Genomic DNA, 17,886 nt, shown 5'->3' on the forward strand with positions numbered 1-17,886 from the left:
GGCGAGGATGTCAATGATGGTGCCATGACGTACGAGGGGGACAAGGTGGGGGACGAGCCCACGAGTTACGGCCTGCGGCCACCGCACGAGAACGCCGGGGACGCGGCGCAGGAGGCCGCGGCCACGCAGGTAGTCGCGGATCCCGCGGTAGGCCGGCTGATCGGCGGGCGCTACCGCCTCGCCGCCCGCCTCGGCGCCGGCGGCATGGGCACCGTCTGGCGGGCCCACGACGAGGTCGTCGACCGCGACGTCGCCGTGAAGGAGCCCCGGCTGCCCGCCGACCTCGACGAGCGGACGCGGCAGACGGCGTACGAGCGGATGCAGCGCGAGGCCCGCGCCGCGGCCCGGATCGACCACCCGTCGGTCGTCACCGTGCACGACGTGGTGATGGAGGACGGCAGGCCCTGGATCGTGATGGAGCTGGTCCGCGGCCGCTCCCTCGGCGACCAGCTCACCGAGGGCACCCTCGACCCGCGCGAGGTGGCGCGCATCGGCGTCGCCGTGCTCGGCGCGCTGACCGCCGCGCACGAGGCGGGGATCCTGCACCGCGACGTCAAGCCCGACAACGTGCTGCTCGGCCGGCACGACCGCGTCGTGCTCACCGACTTCGGCATCGCGCAGATCGAGGGGGAGCAGGGGCTGACGGAGACCGGCGCGTTCGTCGGGTCGCCGGAGTACATCGCGCCGGAGCGGGTGCTCGGCCAGCGGCCGGGTCCCGAGTCGGACCTGTGGTCGCTGGGCGTCGTGATGTACGCGGCCGTGGAGGGCATGTCCCCGTACCGCAGGCAGACCGCGCCGGCGACGCTCCAGGCCGTGCTCTCCGCCGAACCGGCGGCGCCCGCGCGCGGGTCCGGGGCGCTGGGCACGGTCGTGATGCAGCTGCTGCGCAAGGACCCGGCGGCGCGGCCGGCGCCGGACGAGGTGCGCCGGCAGTTGGAGGCGGTAGCCAGGCCGGTGCCGGCGCCGACGATGATCGCCCCGGTGGGCGGCGGCGCGGGCGGCGGGCGCGGCGGGAAGCTGGCGGCGGCGCTGCCGAAGGGGCGCGGCGGGAGGCTGGCCGTGCTGGGCGGGGCGATAGCCGTGGCGGCGGCGCTGGTGCTGACGCTGGCGAACCCGTTCGGCGGTGGCGACGGCGCGCCGGAGGGCTGGAAGACGTACGACGAGACGGAACAGCTCAAGGCGTCGCTGGCGGTGCCGGAGGACTACAAGCGCAGCGTCGACGAGGGCACGGTCACGTACACGGACCCGGGCGGCACGCCCAGCCTGTGGCTCACCCGCTCCTCCGGCAACGAGGACAGCGCGCTGAGCGAGGCCAACCAGACGCTGGAGTGCGACAAGGGCGACACCATCGGGTGCACCGAGCTGAGTTCCGACGTCGAGGGGTCGGTCAAGGAGTTCGAGTACCGGGGCAAGGACGCCGCCGAGATGGTCACGACGTGGACCCGCGACGAGGGGTACCAGACCGAGACCGAGATGCGCAGCCGGGAGTTCTTCTACGTCAACGACGACAACATCGGCTGGCACCTGACCGTGGAGATGCCGGCCGCGGGCGAGGGCAAGCGGGACGGCGAGCGGGTCTTCGAGGAGGTCGTCGACTCGCTCGACATCCAGGACCTGTGACGGGGGCGGGGCGGCCCTCGGTACGCCCCGGCTCCCGCCGGTGCCCCGGCGGGAGCCGCAGCACCGGCCGTGCCCGGCGCCGGTACCGCCCCGCACGTATGAGCCAGCAATCGCTGGCGGAATTCGGTTACCCGCAGGTATCCAAAGGCGCCGCCGGAGTCCTACCCTCGGCCTTATGACGGAGACCGCCGTAGGCAACCCCACCGCTTCCGCTTCCGACGGCGCCCGCACCGCCGGCGCCGTCGCCGCCGAGTTCGTCACGCCCGCGCTCGTCGAGCGCCTGACCCGCGGCGTCGCCGGCACCGGCACCGTCGCCGTCCGGTCCCCGCTGACCGGCGAGGTGCTGGCCGACGTGCCGGAGGCGGGACCCGCGGACGTGGAGGCCGCGTTCGAGCGGGCCCGCGCCGCGCAGCGCGCCTGGGCGGCCAGGCCCGTACGCGAGCGTGCCGCCGTGCTGCTGCGCTTCCACGACCTGCTGCTGCGCGACCAGGACGAGGTGCTGGACCTCGTGCAGTTGGAGACCGGCAAGGCGCGGCTGCACGCCCACGAGGAGGTGCAGTCCGTCACGGTGGCCGCCCGCCACTACGGCCGCAGGGCCCCCGCCTACCTCGGCCCCAAGCGCCACACCGGCGCGCTGCCGACGCTGACCAAGGTGACCGAACTGCGGCACCCGCGCGGCGTCGTCGGCCAGATCGCGCCCTGGAACTACCCGCTCGAACTCTCCGTCGGCGACGCCCTGCCCGCCCTCGTCGCGGGCAACGCGCTCGTCATGAAGCCCGACTCCAAGACCCCGCTGACCGCCCTGTGGGCGCGCCGGAAGCTGGTCGAGGCCGGGCTGCCAGAGGAGGTGTGGCAGGTCGTGATCGGCCCGGGTCCCGTCGTCGGCCCCGAGATCGTCCGGCACGCCGACTACGTCTCCTTCACCGGCTCCACCCGCACCGGACGCGAGGTCGCCCAGGGCGCCGCGGCCCGGCTCGTCGGCGCCTCGCTGGAACTGGGCGGCAAGAACCCCATGCTGGTGCTCGCCGACGCCGACGTGGAGAAGGCGGCGGCGGGCGCGGTGCGCGCGGCGTTCGCGTCGGCGGGGCAGTTGTGCATCTCCGTCGAGCGGCTGTACGTGCACGAGTCGGTCGCCGACGCCTTCCTCGCCCGCTTCGTCGCCAGGACCAGGGCCCTGCGGCTGGGCAACACCCTCGGCTACGGCGCCGACATGGGCTCGCTGGTCAGCGCGCAGCAGTTGGAGACCGTCACCCGGCACGTGGACGAGGCGGTCGGCAAGGGCGCCGAGGTGCTGGCCGGCGGGCGGGCGCGGCCCGATGTGGGCCCGTACTTCTATGAGCCGACGATCCTCGACGGCGTCGAGCCCGGCATGACCGTCTGCGACGAGGAGACCTTCGGGCCCGTCGTCTCGGTCTACCGCTTCCGTGACGAAGACGACGCCGTCGCGCGCGCCAACGCGACGCCGTACGGGCTGAACGCGAGCGTGTGGACGAAGGACGGCCGCCGGGGCGGCCGGATCGCGGCCAGGATCCAGGCGGGCACGGTGAACGTCAACGAGGCGTACGTGGCCGCGTACGGCAGCGTGCAGGCGCCCGCGGGCGGAATGAAGGACTCCGGGGTCGGCCGGCGGCACGGCTCGGAGGGGATCCTGAAGTACACGGAGTCGCAGACGGTGGCGCAGCAGCGGGTGGTACCGCTGGCGCCGTTCGCGCTGGGGCCGCTGCGGTACGACGACGACAAGAGCTACGCGGCCTTCATGAGCCGCGGGCTGCGGGCGCTGAAGGCGCTGCGGTTCCGCTGAGGCGGGTGTGTGTACGGAGCCGTCGCGCGCGGCGCGTACGCGGGCGGTGCGCACCCGGGGGCGGCGCGCGGGCGGCGGCGCGGGGGGCGACCGGTCCGGTCGGCGCGCGGGCGGGGGCGCGGGGCGACCGGTCCGGGCGTCCCCGGAGCCGGCCGCATCCCTGCCGGGACCGGGAAGCTGTCCCCTGCCTCCGGTCACCGCGTCCGGTTCAACGAACCGGGTGTGGCGGCGGTCACGCCACCCGGACGCCGACCGGGTGACCGGTGAGAACGGATTTGCCCCTGCCCGTCCCTCCTGCTGAAACCATTCTGTGACTGGATGGACCGGACTCCCCTTCGGATATCGGATCGTCACCGTAGGAGTCTGGAACGCGGGGGTTCGTATGGCCTTGAATGCAGTGCCATGCACTTCCTCCGGCCCCTTGTGACGTTCCCGCGCGTGGTGCGCCACTACTCCTGGGTCGGCGCCGACTTACCCCTCGACGAAGACGTCCTGCTGGACGCTCCGGGACACCGCGTCCGGGCGGTACTCACGGCCGCCGAGGCGGGCGACTTCCGCCCGGCCCGCGAACTCCTCGCCGGTGCCGGGCGGGCGGCGGAGTGGGAGCGGCGGGACACGTACGTCGCGGAGTTGGCGACCGCGGCCCTCGACGACGGCGGGTGGCTGCGGCGGTGGCGGGAGTGGGACCCGCAGTGCGGGGACGCGGCGGTGGTCGAGGCGGAGCGGCTGCTGCGGGCGTGGCGGGTGGAGCGGTACGGGCCGCGCAGACGCCGGTTCGAGGGGTGGGGCGTACGGCGGCGGGGCGGGGCGGTGCCGGGGCCGTGGGCGGGCGCGGGGTCCGCCGAGGACGCCGGTGCCGGGGGCGGTGACGGGGCGGGTGGCGCGTGGTCCGGGGTGGCCGACGCGGAGTCGTGGCCGTGGTACGGGGTGCCGGGCGCGGGGCCCGGGTACGGACGGCCAGGTTCGGGAACGGAGCACGGCCGGCCGGGTACGGGTACGGGGGCGGGGCCGGGCGCCGGTGCGGGGGCCGACCCCGGCGCCGGACCGGGGGTGGGCCCGGCGCCGGGGGACCGCGGGGATACCCGTACCGGACCGGGCGGAACTGCCGGAACCGCTGGACCCGCCGGTGCGGCCGGCGCTGGCGGCGGGCGGCGGTCCCGGGGACCGTACGGCGCCGGCGGCCTTCCCGCCACCGACCCCCGGGCCGTGCTGCGCGACGTCCTGCCCCTCGTCCGGCTGGCCGCCGCCCAGGCGCCGGGCGATCCTGTGCCGTGGCGCATCGCCCTCGAACACGCCACCGCCGTACGGGCGCCGCGGGAGGCGTTCGTCTCCCGGTTCGCCGAGGCGGTCGTCCGCGCGCCCGGCCACCACGGGGCGCACGTCGCGGCGTTGCACTACCTCGCCATCGTCGGGGACGCGGACGTCGAGGAGTTGATGGTCTTCGCGGAGGAGTCGGCGGAGGAGGCGCTGCCGGGGTCGCTGCTGCACGCGCTGCCGCTGGAGGCCGCGTCGCTGGGCGTGTGCCGGGCCCGTAGCGCACGGTCCGGCGGCCCCGACCCCGCCGCCGCCCCCGGCTCGTCCACCACCTGGGCCGTCGAACGCGCGCTGGAGCTGTCCGCGCACTACGAGCCCGGCGACCCCGAGGCCGCCGGCTTCCGCAACTGCCTCGCCGCCGCGCTCGTCCGCGCCCGGCGCTGGGACGAGGCGCTGGAGGTCTTCCGCGCCGTCGGCTCGGACGCCCGCGGCGTGCCCTGGGCGCACCCCGGAGACGACGCCGAGGCCATCCGGCGCCGCTTCCTCCTCGCCCGCCAGGAGGTACGGGCCCAACTCGCCCGGCGCGTCCCGCTCTTCGGCCCCCGCCCCGACAACGCCCCCGGCCCCGGCGCGGCCTTCGGGCCCGCCGGCACCGGCGCCCGGCCCGAGCCGGCCCCGTACGCCGGGATCGTCGTCTGCACCGCCCCGCCTGCCGCGGTCGCCAGGGCGGCCCACGCGGCGGACCTGCGGCTGCGCCTGACCGCCACCGGCGGCGCCCGCACCTGCGCCCAACTGCGCACCCGGCAGCGCCCGGAGCCGGGCCGGGCGCCGGTGCGCGTGCCGGGGCGGGCAGCGGGCCGGTGGCCGCGGGGCCGTACGGCGGCGGGGGAACCGCCGTCGCCCGACGCGCTGCTCGCCGCCGCGGCGGCGATGACGCGGGGCGAGGGCTGGCCCGCGGTGGCGCTGTACGCGGCGGACGGCGCGGCGGGGATCGCGGTGTACCGGGGTGGGGAGCGGACGGCGGAGTTCACGTGGCGCGCGTCGGGCGCGGCGGTGGCGGCGACCGTACGGGACGTGGCGCAGAGCGCGTCGCCCGGCGGCGGCGGCGCGGCGGCGCCCGGCGGTCCTGAGCGGGCACCGCGGGGCGGTACGGGGCGGGTGGCGCAGTTCGCGGAGGTACGGGACACGGCGGAGGCGATCGCCGCGGCGCTGGCGGTCGCGGACGCCAGACCGCTCACGGGCGTGCTGCGCACGGCGGGCACGCGCCGCCCCCGCAGCACGCTGGCGGAGGCGCTGCAGGCCCTGGATCTGGCGGCGCTGGCCCCGCTCTTCGCCCCCACGCCCGCCGACCCGCCCTCCCGCCCGACCACGCCCCAGGCGGGCCCGGACCCGATCTCCTGAGGCGCAGCGCACCCCGGCGACGCGCCTCCGGCGCGGGTGCGACGAAATGGGGGTGACCCGTGCCCCGGACCTGACGGTCACCAACCGCTTCGGCGGCACGTCGCTGATCCCGGCCTCGGAACGCGGCCACGTCGCGTACGTCCGCTGGGTCACCGAGCACACCGACATGGACGTCGACCACGTCAACGACCTCGGCTGGACGGCCCTCCTCGAAGCGGTGATCCTCGGCGACGGCGGCAAGGACCACCAGGAGATCGTCGCGCTCCTCCTCGCCGCCGACGCGGACCCGGACATCGCCGACAAGGACGGCGTGACGCCCCTCCGGCACGCGGCCAACCGCGGCTTCACGGAGATCGCCGCGCTGCTGGAACGCGCCTGACCGATGACTTTCGCCGCCGGCCCGGGTCGATGATGGGCGACCCGGTAATCAGCGCAGAAAGGACATCCGATGGGAAACCCCGTGGTGCACTTCGAGATCATCGGACGCGACCCCAAGAAGCTCCGGAGCTACTACGGCGAGTTGTTCGGCTGGGAGTTCGGCGTAGGCGACGCGGCGACCGAGGCGGTCTCCCAGCCCGGCAACTACGGCTTCGTGGACGGCAGCACGACGGACGGAGGGATCAACGGCGGCGTCGGCGGCGGCGAGGACTACGAGGGCCGCGTCCTGTTCTACGTAGGGGTCCCCGACGTGGAAGCCGCACTCCGGAAGGCCGAGACCCTGGGCGGCACCCGCCGCATGGGCCCGGAGGGCACCCCCGGAACCCTGGTGGTCGGCCACTTCACCGACCCGGAGGGCCATCTGATCGGCGTAGCCGGCACGAGGTAACCCGAAGGGCCGCCCCCACGCGTGACGAACGTGACGTCGGAAATCCGTCGGCATGCTCGCGGCCGGTCGGGCGAGACTCCGCCCGTGATCGCTGAACCGCAGGGAATCCGCATCCGGCGTCGCGGGTGAGCGACTGTGTACTCGACGGGTCGAGGGCCTGCCTGTGCGGGAGGTATCGGGTGGTGCCGCAGAGCGGTGGGGGCACCTGGGGTCTCAGGCGTCGCGGGTCCCCGGCGCGCCGTATCGGGCGAGCATGGTCAGCACCGCTTGGTCGACCGCGTTGGTGAGGGCGGAGTCGTCAGGTTCCCAGCCTGCGAGCAGCATCCGCGGCCAGAACACGTAGTTGGAGATCATCCCGAGGAATTGGGTCGCCGCCATCTCCGCATCGTCAAGCCGGGCTGTACCAGCGGCGTTCTCCGCTGCCAGGTAGCGGCGGACCGATTCGAAGTAGGGCATCTTGCCGAGCTTGAACTGGGTTTCGCCGAGCTCGGGGAAGCGCGGTACCTCGGCGATGACGATGCGGAAGAGGGCGGCCATGCCGGGCTGGGTGAGCAGCGCCACGTATCGGCGTCCGATGGTCTCAAGCCCTGCGCGGAGGTTCCCCGGCTCGGGGAGGGGTGCCTCCCCGTCGTCGACCTTCCAGTACTCGGTGACGATCGCCTCGAACAGGGCCGCTTTGGTGGTGAACTGCTTGAACAGCGTCGCCCTCGACACTCCGGCCGCCTCCGCGATGCGGGCCAGCGAGGTGCCGTCGTAGCCGGAGTCGAGGAACAGCTTCGTCGCCGCCTCGATGATGGACGTCCGCTTCTGAGCTGCGACGCGCCGGTGGTATTCCGAAGGCTGTGCCGTCATGACCTCCAGTATGCCTCTCACTGCGAGGTGAGTCACTTGACTCACCTCTAGTCCTGATCCTACCTTGAGAGAGGAGGTGAGTCACTCGGCTCACCACTATGTAAGCCTGGAAGGAAGCATCATGGGGCGCTTTGAGGGCCAGACCGTCATCGTCACCGGTGGCACCGGGGGCATGGGCAGCAGTCATGTGCACGGCTACCACGCCGAGGGGGCGAACGTCGTCATCGCCGGCCGCGACGACGACGCCGGCCGCGATCTCGCTGCTCAGCTCGGTCGTCGGGCTCTCTCCGTCCACCTGGATGTCGCCGGTGAGGACGACTGGGCGGCGGTGGTTCGAGACGTCGAAGGCCACTTCGGGCCGATCACCGTCCTGGTGAACAACGCGGGCGTCCAGAACCCGGCGGCCCCTATCGAGCACACCGAACTCCACACCTGGGAGCACACCTTCAGCGTCAACGTCACCGGCCAGTTCCTCGGCATCAGGGCCGTGGCTCCGTCGATGCGCAGGGGCGGTGGCGGAACCATCGTCAACATCGCCTCGACCATGGCCCACGCCGGCACGGCCTTCTACGCCCCCTACACCGCGAGCAAGTGGGCCGTGCGCGGACTGACCAAGACGGCCGCGCTGGAGCTGGGACGGGACAACATCCGGGTCAACTCCATCCACCCCGGCGTCGTCTCCACACCACTGATCAACGAACCCACCGTCGCAGGCCAGCCGGCCATCGCCGACTTCTACTCGCCCGATCCGTTCGCCATCCCCCGTCTCGCCGAACCCTCTGAGATCACCCGCCTGTTGCTCTTCATCACCTCCCAGGACGCATCTTTCGCTACGGGCTCGGAATTCGTCCTGGACGGGGGCCTGCTGCTCGGCCCTGCACTCCAGCCCGAAGCCGACATCGCAGCTTGAGCCGGCATTGCAGTATGGGGGCGTGCGGTCGCGGGACGTCCCATACGGCTGCTTCACCGGCACAGGCCGATGCGGCACTAGCGGCTGCTGGCCCGCTCGATGGCGTCGAAGATGTCCGCATCTGTCTCCTGCTGCCACTCGGGAAGCTCGGACCAGTCCGCGACGTAACCCGGCTTCGGGTCCTCGATGCGGTGATGGATCTGCGCAATCCAGCAGATGGCGACGAAGCGCCCGCGCTGTTCTCTGCTCAGCCGCTCCGTGCTGCCGCCGGACACCTCGATGAACTCCCGCACCTGACGGCACACGGCCGCCGCGGCCTCCCGCTCCCAGTCCGGGGTCTTCTCCCACGGTGTGACGTACCCGGGTTTCGGCTCTCCGGGAAAGTGCTTCCTGACCCCCGCAATCCACGCCTCGCGAAAGATACGGCCTGCCTCGATGTCCACGGATCTCCCTTTCATGCCGAGAAGTTCAGGTCACTGTTCCTGGACCAGCGGAATGATCTGGGAAAGCAACCCCGGGGTCACGGCGATGGTCTCGCCCGAGTCGATGTCGTGTGCGCTTCCGGACGCGGAGACGACTCGCGCACCGGCTTCGCGCGCGATCACGACGCCCGCAGAGGTGTCCCACGGGTTGTTGGACAAGATGACGCTCGCGTCGGTCTTCCCTTCCGCCACCCACACCAGGTCCAGGGCCGCGGTTCCCCACATGCGCACCCGCTGAACCCGCCCCGCCAGCCGCTCGGTGATCGCCAGCCGCCGCTCGTTGCGCACGCGCGCGTCCGGGCCGACGGCGTAGTCCCCGATGGACACGATGGCCGCGCTCAAGTCGCTTGTGGCGCTCGCGTGGATCCTTCTGGATCCGCGGTACGCGCCGCCGCCTTCGACGGCGTGGTACCGGGCGCCCATGAACGGCAGGTCGACGACGCCGAGGACGCAGCGCTTCCCGTCGAAGAGCCCCAGGGAGACACAGCAGAGCGGAATGCCGCGAACGAAGTTTGCGGTCCCGTCAACCGGATCCAGGGCCCACATGAACCGTCCTGCCGACGGCGACTTCCCCTCCTCCTCGCCCAGGAAGGTGATGTCCGGAGTCAGGTCGGCCAGATACTCCCGCACCGACGCCTCGACGGCGAAATCGACCTCGGACGCCATGTCGCGGTCACCTTTGGCGGTGATCTCGCCGGGGTCGCGGCTGATGATGATGGACTTGGCGAGTTCGACGGCGCCGTCGGCGACTTTGAGCAGATCGGCAAGGTCGGTCATAGCAGTGTCGCTCGATCCCAGAGTGAGGTGAAGATCTGCTCGAACGCGTGGAAGAGTTCACCGCCGTGCACCCTGCGCTCGACCAGAAATGTCGGAGAATCTACACCGCGGGCTTGCGGAAGATAAGGCTGGATCACCCCGGTCGCGTCATCGATGAGGGTGATGTTGAACCTGAGGGTCTCATTCGAGATGCCGATCTCGACTCGATCGCGTTTGTCTGTCTCCAGAAGGGACCGCACACGATCCTTCGCGATCTTCAGGTTGATCTCGGTGAGGCCGGCCAGGAACCCGATGTCGTACCCTTCCTCACGCTCGCGGACCTTCATCGCCTCGCTGCCCGGATCCAGGAAGAGCAACTGAAACCGTGTGCCGGACTCGATCAAGCGGCGAATCTGCGCGTCCGGATAATGCTGGATGAGAAGGTTGAGGGAGAGGCCGCTCGCCCGAACGAGAGAGGCATTTTCGATCATTTCGTAAAGCGGTACCTCGGAGAGGAGTTGCGGTCGGGACATGTAGACACCCGTCAGGTCCAGGTGTCGATTCCCCTGGTCGGGAAGTTGTCGGTGGTCGTCTGACGCTCTTTTGCGGTAAGGAGCGAAAAGCTCGTCGATCGTCCAGCCGGGAAACATGGTCTCCAGGACTCTGCAGGAGTCGGTGCGAGGCTTTCCGCTCCGAAGGTCTCCCTTTAACCACCGGTAGAACTGGGCGTGCCCAGGGTGGCTGCCGCTCAGTCTTTTGTCAATCCCTTCCGCGGGCTTCTCCCATTCCTGGCAGAAGCCCGCGTAGCTGAGGTGGCGCTGCTGAATCAATGCCTTGATGGCCACCACTTCTTCGCCCATAGGCTGCCTCACCCCCGGCTGCTTGAACCCCTCACGATACTCCGGATGAGACCGGGAAGATACAAGGTGATACCGGAAAGAGTGAAGGAGGGATGCGGGCGGTATCGAAATGCGACCAGCGGTAATGCCACTGTGCGGCATGTCCACAGCAGCCGACCGAGTACCAGCTTTGAGGCGATAGCAGATGCCGAGTAGGGCGACCGTTCAGGCGGGCATTCCTGACCTGCACGTGGTGGAGTGGCAGTGGCGCAGGCATCGCGGGTGTGTCGGGCTGGCGCGGGCTCAGTTGCGTAAGGCGTTGGCCGGGTGGGGGATGGCCGAGCTGGAGGAGCCGGCTGTGCTGGTGGTGTCGGAGCTGGTGACGAACGCCGTCGTGCATGCCCGTGTGCCGCCGGGGCGGGAGATCCAGACGCGTTTCGTACGGCAGGACCACGGGGTGCGGATCGAGGTGCACGACGCGTCGAGCGTGTGGCCCGTGCCTCGCGTGCCGGACGAGGACGGGGGCTACGGGCTGCTCCTGGTCGGGACGCTCTCCTCCCGGTGGGGTGTCGCCGAGCGGGGCGGGGTCGGCAAGGTGGTGTGGGCCGTGGTCGTCGCGCCGGTGGCCGGGGGGCCGGGCCCGGAGGGCGGCAAGGTGACGTGAGCCGCCCCGGCCCGGGGCCTCACCCGGTGCCCCGGCGGGCGTCATACGCGGCCGCGGCTGAGTTCCAGGAGGGTCATCGCCAGGGTCGTGCCCGGGCGGCCCAGGTGGTCGCGGTAGCGGGCCAGGATCTCCATTTCGCGGGAGAGGTTCACCCGGCGGCCGCCCGAGGCGATGCGGGCCTTCTGGATGCGGGCCGAGACCGCCATCCGTTCCTCGACCAGCGCGATGATCCGGGTGTCCAGGTCGTCGATCCGTTCGCGGGCGTCCGTGATCTCCGTCGCCGCCTCGTCCGTGCGGGCTCCCGTCCGGTCCGTGGTGCCGGCCGTCGCGGAGGCCGTGGTGCGGTCGCTCGACTGGGTTGCGTTCATCTCGTCGCTCCTGGGGTTGAGGACCCGGAGCCCGCCGCCCGGCGGCGGCAAACGCAGCGCGCCCCGGGCCTGCCGGCCCGGGGCGCCTGGGAAGTCGCTTGTCAGCTCAAGCGCACGACCATGGCAGCCGGACGGGCCGGTTGCCATAGGTAAAGAGGAAGCTCCGCGTGCGCATGGCCGCCAGTATTCACCCCCGGCCCCCCTCGGCCAAAGGCGGCCCGCATGGTGAGACGCCGCCAGCCGATAGACTCGGCGGTATCTCCCCTCCCACCGCCGGAAGGCCGCAGCAGTGACCTCAGCGACCCCCGACACCGTTCTCGTCGTGGACTTCGGTGCCCAGTACGCCCAGCTCATCGCCCGCCGCGTGCGCGAGGCCCGCATCTACAGCGAGATCGTGCCCCACACGATGCCGGTGCCGGAGATCCTGGCGAAGAACCCCAAGGCGATCATCCTCTCCGGCGGCCCCTCCTCGGTGTACGCGGAGGACGCCCCCGGCATCGACCCGGCGATCTTCACCGCCGGCGTCCCGGTCTTCGGCATGTGCTACGGCTTCCAGCTCATGGCCCAGGCCCTCGGCGGCACGGTCGACAACACCGGAAGCCGCGAGTACGGGCGTACGCAACTGAACGTCACCCGCCCCGACTCCACCCTCTTCACGGGAACCCCCGAGCGCCAGGACGTCTGGATGTCCCACGGCGACGCCTGCTCCGCCGCCCCCGCGGGCTTCACGGTCACCGCGTCGACCGAGGGCGTGCCCGTCGCCGCCTTCGAGGACGACGAGCGGAAGCTGTACGGCGTGCAGCACCACCCGGAGGTCATGCACTCCACCCACGGCCAGCTCGTCCTGGAGCACTTCCTGTACCGCGGCGCCGGCCTCGCCCCCACCTGGACCACCGCGAGCGTCGTGGAGGAGTCCGTCGCCGCCGTCCGCGCGCAGGTCGGCGACGCGCAGGCGATCTGCGCGCTGTCCGGCGGCGTGGACTCGGCGGTGGCCGCGGCGCTCGTCCAGCGGGCCATCGGGGACCGGCTCACCTGCGTGTACGTCGACCACGGGCTGATGCGCAAGGGCGAGTCGGAGCAGGTCGAGAAGGACTTCGTGGCCGCGACCGGCGTGCAGCTCAAGGTCGTCGACGCGGCGGAGCGGTTCCTGACCGCGCTCGCCGGGGTGTCCGACCCGGAGCAGAAGCGGAAGATCATCGGCCGGGAGTTCATCCGGGTCTTCGAGCAGGCGCAGGCCGAGATCGTGGCCGCGGCGGGGGAGACCGGTGCGCCGGTGCGCTTCCTCGTCCAGGGCACGCTCTACCCGGACGTCGTGGAGTCCGGCGGCGGCACCGGCACCGCGAACATCAAGTCCCACCACAACGTCGGCGGGCTGCCGGAAGACCTGGACTTCGAGCTGGTCGAGCCGCTGCGGCGGCTCTTCAAGGACGAGGTCCGGATGGTCGGCAAGGAGCTGGGGCTGCCCGAGGCGATGGTGCAGCGCCAGCCGTTCCCCGGCCCGGGGCTCGGCATCCGGATCGTCGGCGAGGTCACGAAGGACCGGCTCGACCTGCTGCGTGAGGCCGACGCCATCGCCCGCGAGGAGCTGACCGCCGCCGGGCTCGACCGCGACATCTGGCAGTGCCCGGTGGTGCTCCTCGCCGACGTGCGGTCGGTGGGCGTCCAGGGCGACGGGCGCACGTACGGGCACCCGGTGGTGCTGCGGCCGGTGTCGTCGGAGGACGCGATGACGGCGGACTGGTCGCGGCTCCCGTACGACGTGCTGGCGCGGATCTCGACGCGGATCACGAACGAGGTGGCGGACGTCAACCGCGTGGTTCTCGACGTCACGTCGAAGCCCCCGGGGACGATCGAGTGGGAGTGAGCGGCCCGGCGACCCCGCCGCGGCGGCGGTAGGGCAGAATTCGCTCTCATCACATGGACGGCTTGCGGTCAAGGGGGCACGAGGTGGCGGTGGAAGCGGGGGGCGACGAGACGGCTACGGGAGCCGCACAGGTCCCCGTACAGCCCGGCCCGCCGGTCGCGGGTGCGGGCACGGACACGGACACGGGTGCCCTGGGACGTGGCGACACGGCCGCGTCCGGTGGGGGGTCCGCGTCCGGCGGGTCAGGCGATACGTCGACGGACCCTGCCGGTACGTCGACGGGCGCTGCCCCTGCGCCGTCCGGCGCCTCCCCCGCCGACCCCGCCGTCGAGTTCGCCAGGCGCCGCGACGGCTTCGCCGCCGGCGAAGGCGTGCCCGCCGGCGTCGCCTACTCGCCCGGCGCCTCCCGCCAGTGGGTCTCCGACGAGCTGACCCGCTCCGCCGACACCCTCGCCGAGCGTGGCGCCGCCGCGGGCGGGACGTGGCTGGCGTCGCTGTGGCGGCGCAGCCTGTACGTCATCGGCGCCGGCCTGCTCGCCCTCCTCCTCGTCATCGGGCTCACCGCTCTCGGCCCCGGCTGGACCCGGGCCCGTACCGCGGCGCTGCTCGCCGCCGTGCTGACCGCGGGACTCCTCGCCGGTGCCGCGTGGCTCAACCGCGCCCGCGGCGGGCTCCTCGCCCCCGTCGTCGGCGAGGACGGCCGGCTGTCGACCGGCCGCGCGGTGGCCGGCGCCTGGACGCTGCTCGCCGGATACGCCCTGCTGCACCTCGCGCTTGCCCTGGCCCTCGCCGACGGTTCCGCCGCCCGCGACCGGCTCCTCGACGGCCTCGGCTGGTCCGGCACGGGCGCCGGCACCGGCGGTGCCGCCGGGCTCGTCGTCACCGTCGCCGTCGCGTGGGCCGCCGCCCTCGGCGCCCGCGCCGTCGTCGCGTACCGGCTGCGCAGCGGGGGGCTGACCAAGACCCGCGCCGACCGCCCCCGCGGCGCCGACCTGCTCACCGACGACGCCGGCCGCGCCGCCGCCGTCGACATCCAGTACGTCGTCGTCTCCGCCGCCGCCCTGCTCTTCGCCCTGGTGCAACTCGGCCGCGGGCCCGAGCAGTTGCCGGGGCTGCCCTGGGGCGTGGCCGCGCTGGTCGCGGTGAGCGCGGCGGTGCACCTGGCCGCCCGGCTCGTCGACGGCGGGCGGCCCGCCGTGCTCTCCGTCGTCCGGGTCCGCGAGCCCGGCGACCTGCACACCGCGATCCGTACCGGCGACGACATCGAGGTCCGCGGCACCGGCTTCGTGCCGCCGGGCGCCGAGTCGCCGGAGCTGCTGGCGCGGGTGGTCGTGCGGATCGGCGCCGTCCACGTGCACGTGCCGCTGGTCCCCGTGCCCGGCGGCTTCGCCAACCCCGCGGCCACCCGGCTGACGGTGCCGGTGCCGGTGGACGTGGAGCCGGGCCGCACGGAGTTGCGGGTCGTCACCGCCGGAGGCGCGGAGTCCGCTCCGTACCTGCTCGACATCGTCGACTGAAGCGGACGCGAACGACCCGATCCGGTTGAGCGTTCACGAAACGCTTTACGTATCCCCTCTCACACATGAAGTATCGGCGCCGGGGCGATCACCGGCACGGTCCACGGCAGGAGAGGCGGACTACACATGGCACAGGACCAAGCGTCCGGCACCACGGTTCTCGGGAGGGTGCCCCAGGGAGAGCCGCCCGGCGGCCTCCGCGCCGCCGCCGCCCGGTTCGCGCTGCTGCCGCTGCGGATCTTCCTCGGCATCACGTTCGTCTACGCCGGCCTCGACAAGCTCATGGACGACGCGTTCCTCGACTCCAGCGGCCCCGGCTCGCTGCACAACACCCTGGACACCCTGCCGGACGTCGCCATCCCGGCCCTGGTGGACCTGGCGCAGCAGGCGCCCACGGAGTTCGGGATCGCCATCTCGCTCGGTGAGATCGCGGTGGGGCTCGGCACGCTCGCCGGGCTGTGGGCGCGGCTGGCGGCGGTCGGCGGGGCGCTGCTGTCGATGACGCTGTGGTTCACGATGAGCTGGTCGGCGGACCCGTACTACTACGGCCAGGACCTGCCGTACATGATCGCGTGGATCCCGCTGATCCTGGCGGGCGCGCCGTACTGGTCGCTGGACTCGGTGCTCGCCGTCCGCCGCCGCAGGAAGGGCCAGCAGCTCTTCACCTAGCGCGGGCGCTTCGGCGTCCGCTCCGGATCACGCACCCGTCGTCCCTGCTTCTACGCCCGGTTCCCCGGCCCGCGCCGCCGGCCGCCCCCGTCCGCGTTCCCGTTCCCCGAAGAGCCACCGGCGCCCGAGTCGTCCGCACCGGAGCCGTCCGCGCCCGGGCCGCCCGCGTCCCGGGCGCCGAAGCGTGCGTCGTACGTCCCGCGCAGCTCGTCCATCGGCAGCCCCCGCAGGTCCGCGCCGACGTCCACGTCCGCATCCCGGTCCCGTGCCGCCGCCGCGCGCGCCTCCCGCGCCCGCCGGCGTGCGCGGCGCGCGCCGTAGCCGACGGCGGCGACCAGCCCGGCCAGCGCGAGCCCCGGCGGCACCACGGCCAGCGGCACCCAGTCCGGCTGCCGCAGCGCGTCCGCCGCGTCGAGCAGGGCGAACGCCGCGCCCGAGAGCAGCACGAGCCCGGCGACGAGCTTCGCGGGCTCGAACCTATGACGCCGCACGCTGGACCTCCAACTGCCCGATCGAGACCGTCAGGTCCAGCACCAGCGTCCCCTTGGGCCCCCCGGACCCGCCGGCCGTGGGCTCCAGCACCGTCGTGCGCTCCTGCCGCGGGGAGACGTCGATGTCGGCGTCGCCGGGGTCCTCGCTGCCGGTGGCGGGCGGGAGCTGCATGTCGCCGATGTCGACCCGGGAGTGCACCTCCACGCGTACGTCGTCGGGGACCCGCACCGTCAGTTGGCCCAGGCCCACCTGGGCCGCCGTCTCGACCCGCCGGCCCTTGTCCAGATCGAGCCGGCTGAGGTCGAGCCGGGCCTCGCCGCTGCCCAGCTCGTACCGGTCGCGCACGTCCGCGGCCGCCGCCGGCTGCCAGTTCCGCGTGCCCCAGTCCGCGGTGATGGTGTCGGGCAGCCACAGCGCGACGGCCAGCAGGACGGTCGTCAGCAGCGCCCAGAAGGCGGTGCCGCCGCCGGTGCGGCCGATCCAGGCGCTGAGCGTGAAGCCCGCGCCGAAGACGGCGAGCGCGCTGCCCAGGCCGTACGCCAGGGTGGTGCCCAGCGGCTCCGCGCCCCAGGTGGCGCCGATGACGACGGCGCAGGTGCCGGCGGCGGCGAGGAACGTCCAGCCGCCGATGCCGGCCGCCTCGTGCTCGTCCCGGCCGCCGCCCGACGGCGTCGCCTTCTGCGGGCGGAAGCCGGCGCCCGGCGGGCCGCCCGGCGCCGCGTCCTCCGCGCCCGCGCCGTCGTCGGGGCCCCAGAGGTAGGGCGGGAAGTCGCCGTCCTTGGTGAGCGGGTCGCGCCACCAGGACGGGGAGTACGGCACGGGCGGCGGCGCGGTCTCCGGCGGGGCGTCGGCCACGGCGTGGGCGGTGGCGTCGTCCACGGGGACGCCGTCGGCGGCCAGCTCCTCGGCCTCCCGGCGGTGGTGCGACCAGTAGGCGGCGCCGCCGAGGCAGAGGAGCAGCAGGGCGGCGAAGAAGTGGGTGTCCGTCGAGTTCAGCACGGACAGGAACAGGCCGCAGCCGACGATGGCGAACAGCAGCGCCGTCAGCGCCGAGCCCTCGACCCGGCCGGACAGCAGCCGGCGGCCCTCGCTGTCGTCCTCCCCGTCCAGCGGCATCAGCAGCCAGGCGAAGCCGTACGCGACGAGGCCGAGGCCGCCGGTGGCGGTGAGTACGCCGAGGACGACGCGGAAGATGACGGGGTCCATGCCGAAGTACTGGCCGAGGCCGCCGCAGACGCCGCCGACGACCTTGTAGCGGCGGCTGCGCCGCAGCCGAGGCCGGCGGGGGGAGCCGTCGGGCGTCCCGGGCGCCGGGTCCGCGGCGGAGCCGCCGGTCCGGTCCCCTACCCCCGCGCGTGCCGTACGCATACGGGCCTCCGCCGCGGCGCGACCGCCCGCCGCGTCCCGCGCGCCCGCGTCCGGGGGCGCGCCCGCGTCCGCGCCCGGGGATGTACCCCCGTCCGCGCCGGGGCTCGTGTCCGTCATGGGTCCATGGTGGCGGACGCCGCCGCGGTGCGGGAGGCGGGACCACCCCGAGCCCACCCTGAAATCCTCCGGGGACCGATGGGGGG

Annotated in this window: 16 protein-coding genes and 1 pseudogene; 10 read left to right on the forward strand and 7 right to left on the reverse strand. The window is 73.3% G+C overall.

The features are described 5' to 3' along the window. Nucleotides 1–24 precede the first annotated feature (24 nt). The 5 genes and pseudogenes from OG946_RS22850 (at nt 25) to OG946_RS22870 (ending at nt 6,902) form a co-directional block, all read left to right on the forward strand. A complete protein-coding gene (locus OG946_RS22850; RefSeq protein WP_326797880.1) occupies nt 25–1,620 on the forward strand; it encodes a serine/threonine-protein kinase in 1,596 nt (531 codons plus the stop codon). 175 nt (nt 1,621–1,795) lie between these two features. Continuing rightward, on the forward strand, nt 1,796–3,421 hold the full coding sequence (locus OG946_RS22855) for a succinic semialdehyde dehydrogenase (protein ID WP_326797881.1): 1,626 nt from the start codon (nt 1,796–1,798) through the stop codon (nt 3,419–3,421). Between the two features lie 402 nt (nt 3,422–3,823). Continuing rightward, entirely contained in the window at nt 3,824–6,076 is a 2,253-nt protein-coding gene (locus OG946_RS22860; protein WP_326797882.1) for a hypothetical protein, read from the forward strand. Between the two features lie 64 nt (nt 6,077–6,140). Then, nucleotides 6,141–6,455: pseudogene (locus OG946_RS22865) on the forward strand (ankyrin repeat domain-containing protein); the annotation flags it as partial. Nucleotides 6,456–6,524: 69 nt separating this feature from the next. Then, a complete protein-coding gene (locus OG946_RS22870) occupies nt 6,525–6,902 on the forward strand; it encodes a VOC family protein (RefSeq protein ID WP_326797883.1) in 378 nt (125 codons plus the stop codon). Between the two features lie 213 nt (nt 6,903–7,115). Here OG946_RS22870 and OG946_RS22875 read toward each other — a convergent pair whose 3' ends face one another. Then, complete coding sequence (locus tag OG946_RS22875; protein ID WP_326797884.1) at nt 7,116–7,754, reverse strand: TetR/AcrR family transcriptional regulator; 639 nt, start codon at nt 7,752–7,754, stop codon at nt 7,116–7,118. A 121-nt stretch (nt 7,755–7,875) separates the two neighbouring features. On the opposite strand from OG946_RS22875, the gene OG946_RS22880 reads away from it, so the two are divergent. Then, on the forward strand, nt 7,876–8,664 hold the full coding sequence (locus OG946_RS22880; protein WP_326797885.1) for an SDR family oxidoreductase: 789 nt from the start codon (nt 7,876–7,878) through the stop codon (nt 8,662–8,664). Between the two features lie 77 nt (nt 8,665–8,741). Here the strand turns inward: OG946_RS22880 and OG946_RS22885 are convergent, their stop codons facing one another. From OG946_RS22885 to OG946_RS22895, 3 genes are read right to left on the reverse strand one after another with little or no spacing between them, the layout of a single operon-like run. Continuing rightward, a complete protein-coding gene (locus tag OG946_RS22885) occupies nt 8,742–9,122 on the reverse strand; it encodes a hypothetical protein (RefSeq protein ID WP_326797886.1) in 381 nt (126 codons plus the stop codon). A 15-nt stretch (nt 9,123–9,137) separates the two neighbouring features. Further along, nucleotides 9,138–9,923, reverse strand: a complete 786-nt coding sequence (locus OG946_RS22890; RefSeq protein ID WP_326797887.1) for an inositol monophosphatase family protein — start codon at nt 9,921–9,923, stop codon at nt 9,138–9,140. Beyond that, nucleotides 9,920–10,762 (reverse strand): DUF5919 domain-containing protein, encoded by an 843-nt coding sequence (locus tag OG946_RS22895; protein ID WP_326797888.1) that lies wholly within the window; start codon nt 10,760–10,762, stop codon nt 9,920–9,922. The genes OG946_RS22890 and OG946_RS22895 overlap by 4 nt, the downstream gene beginning before the upstream one ends. Nucleotides 10,763–10,946: 184 nt before the next feature. Here OG946_RS22895 and OG946_RS22900 point away from each other — a divergent pair, with 184 nt between their 5' ends. Further along, on the forward strand, nt 10,947–11,405 hold the full coding sequence (locus tag OG946_RS22900; protein ID WP_326797889.1) for an ATP-binding protein: 459 nt from the start codon (nt 10,947–10,949) through the stop codon (nt 11,403–11,405). A 41-nt stretch (nt 11,406–11,446) separates the two neighbouring features. Here OG946_RS22900 and OG946_RS22905 read toward each other — a convergent pair whose 3' ends face one another. Then, on the reverse strand, nt 11,447–11,773 hold the full coding sequence (locus OG946_RS22905) for a chorismate mutase (RefSeq protein ID WP_326797890.1): 327 nt from the start codon (nt 11,771–11,773) through the stop codon (nt 11,447–11,449). Between the two features lie 289 nt (nt 11,774–12,062). Between OG946_RS22905 and guaA the strand changes: the two genes are divergently transcribed. From guaA to OG946_RS22920, 3 genes are all read left to right on the forward strand, one after another. Beyond that, complete coding sequence (guaA, locus tag OG946_RS22910; RefSeq protein WP_326797891.1) at nt 12,063–13,637, forward strand: glutamine-hydrolyzing GMP synthase; 1,575 nt, start codon at nt 12,063–12,065, stop codon at nt 13,635–13,637. Nucleotides 13,638–13,720: 83 nt separating this feature from the next. Next, complete coding sequence (locus tag OG946_RS22915) at nt 13,721–15,154, forward strand: hypothetical protein (RefSeq protein WP_442814451.1); 1,434 nt, start codon at nt 13,721–13,723, stop codon at nt 15,152–15,154. 126 nt (nt 15,155–15,280) lie between these two features. Further along, a complete protein-coding gene (locus OG946_RS22920; protein ID WP_326797892.1) occupies nt 15,281–15,823 on the forward strand; it encodes a DoxX family protein in 543 nt (180 codons plus the stop codon). A 50-nt stretch (nt 15,824–15,873) separates the two neighbouring features. On the opposite strand, the gene OG946_RS22925 is transcribed toward OG946_RS22920, so the two are convergent. Together OG946_RS22925 and OG946_RS22930 are read right to left on the reverse strand one after the other, a co-directional pair. Further along, complete coding sequence (locus OG946_RS22925) at nt 15,874–16,314, reverse strand: hypothetical protein (RefSeq protein ID WP_326797893.1); 441 nt, start codon at nt 16,312–16,314, stop codon at nt 15,874–15,876. After that, a complete protein-coding gene (locus OG946_RS22930) occupies nt 16,301–17,800 on the reverse strand; it encodes a PspC domain-containing protein (RefSeq protein WP_326797894.1) in 1,500 nt (499 codons plus the stop codon). The genes OG946_RS22925 and OG946_RS22930 overlap by 14 nt, the downstream gene beginning before the upstream one ends. Nucleotides 17,801–17,886 lie beyond the last annotated feature (86 nt).

This window comes from Streptomyces sp. NBC_01808, assembly GCF_035917395.1.
Classification (GTDB): Bacteria; Actinomycetota; Actinomycetes; order Streptomycetales; family Streptomycetaceae; genus Streptomyces.

Coding starts and splice junctions, on each gene's coding strand:
- OG946_RS22930 (WP_326797894.1), bottom strand. CDS start 17,800: ATGACGGACACGAGCCCCGGCGCGGACGGGGGTACATCCCCGGGCGCG.
- OG946_RS22885 (WP_326797886.1), bottom strand. CDS start 9,122: ATGAAAGGGAGATCCGTGGACATCGAGGCAGGCCGTATCTTTCGCGAG.
- OG946_RS22900 (WP_326797889.1), top strand. CDS start 10,947: ATGCCGAGTAGGGCGACCGTTCAGGCGGGCATTCCTGACCTGCACGTG.
- OG946_RS22890 (WP_326797887.1), bottom strand. CDS start 9,923: ATGACCGACCTTGCCGATCTGCTCAAAGTCGCCGACGGCGCCGTCGAA.
- OG946_RS22875 (WP_326797884.1), bottom strand. CDS start 7,754: ATGACGGCACAGCCTTCGGAATACCACCGGCGCGTCGCAGCTCAGAAG.
- OG946_RS22905 (WP_326797890.1), bottom strand. CDS start 11,773: ATGAACGCAACCCAGTCGAGCGACCGCACCACGGCCTCCGCGACGGCC.
- OG946_RS22920 (WP_326797892.1), top strand. CDS start 15,281: ATGGCACAGGACCAAGCGTCCGGCACCACGGTTCTCGGGAGGGTGCCC.
- OG946_RS22895 (WP_326797888.1), bottom strand. CDS start 10,762: ATGGGCGAAGAAGTGGTGGCCATCAAGGCATTGATTCAGCAGCGCCAC.
- OG946_RS22850 (WP_326797880.1), top strand. CDS start 25: ATGACGTACGAGGGGGACAAGGTGGGGGACGAGCCCACGAGTTACGGC.
- OG946_RS22870 (WP_326797883.1), top strand. CDS start 6,525: ATGGGAAACCCCGTGGTGCACTTCGAGATCATCGGACGCGACCCCAAG.
- OG946_RS22860 (WP_326797882.1), top strand. CDS start 3,824: ATGCACTTCCTCCGGCCCCTTGTGACGTTCCCGCGCGTGGTGCGCCAC.
- OG946_RS22880 (WP_326797885.1), top strand. CDS start 7,876: ATGGGGCGCTTTGAGGGCCAGACCGTCATCGTCACCGGTGGCACCGGG.
- OG946_RS22855 (WP_326797881.1), top strand. CDS start 1,796: ATGACGGAGACCGCCGTAGGCAACCCCACCGCTTCCGCTTCCGACGGC.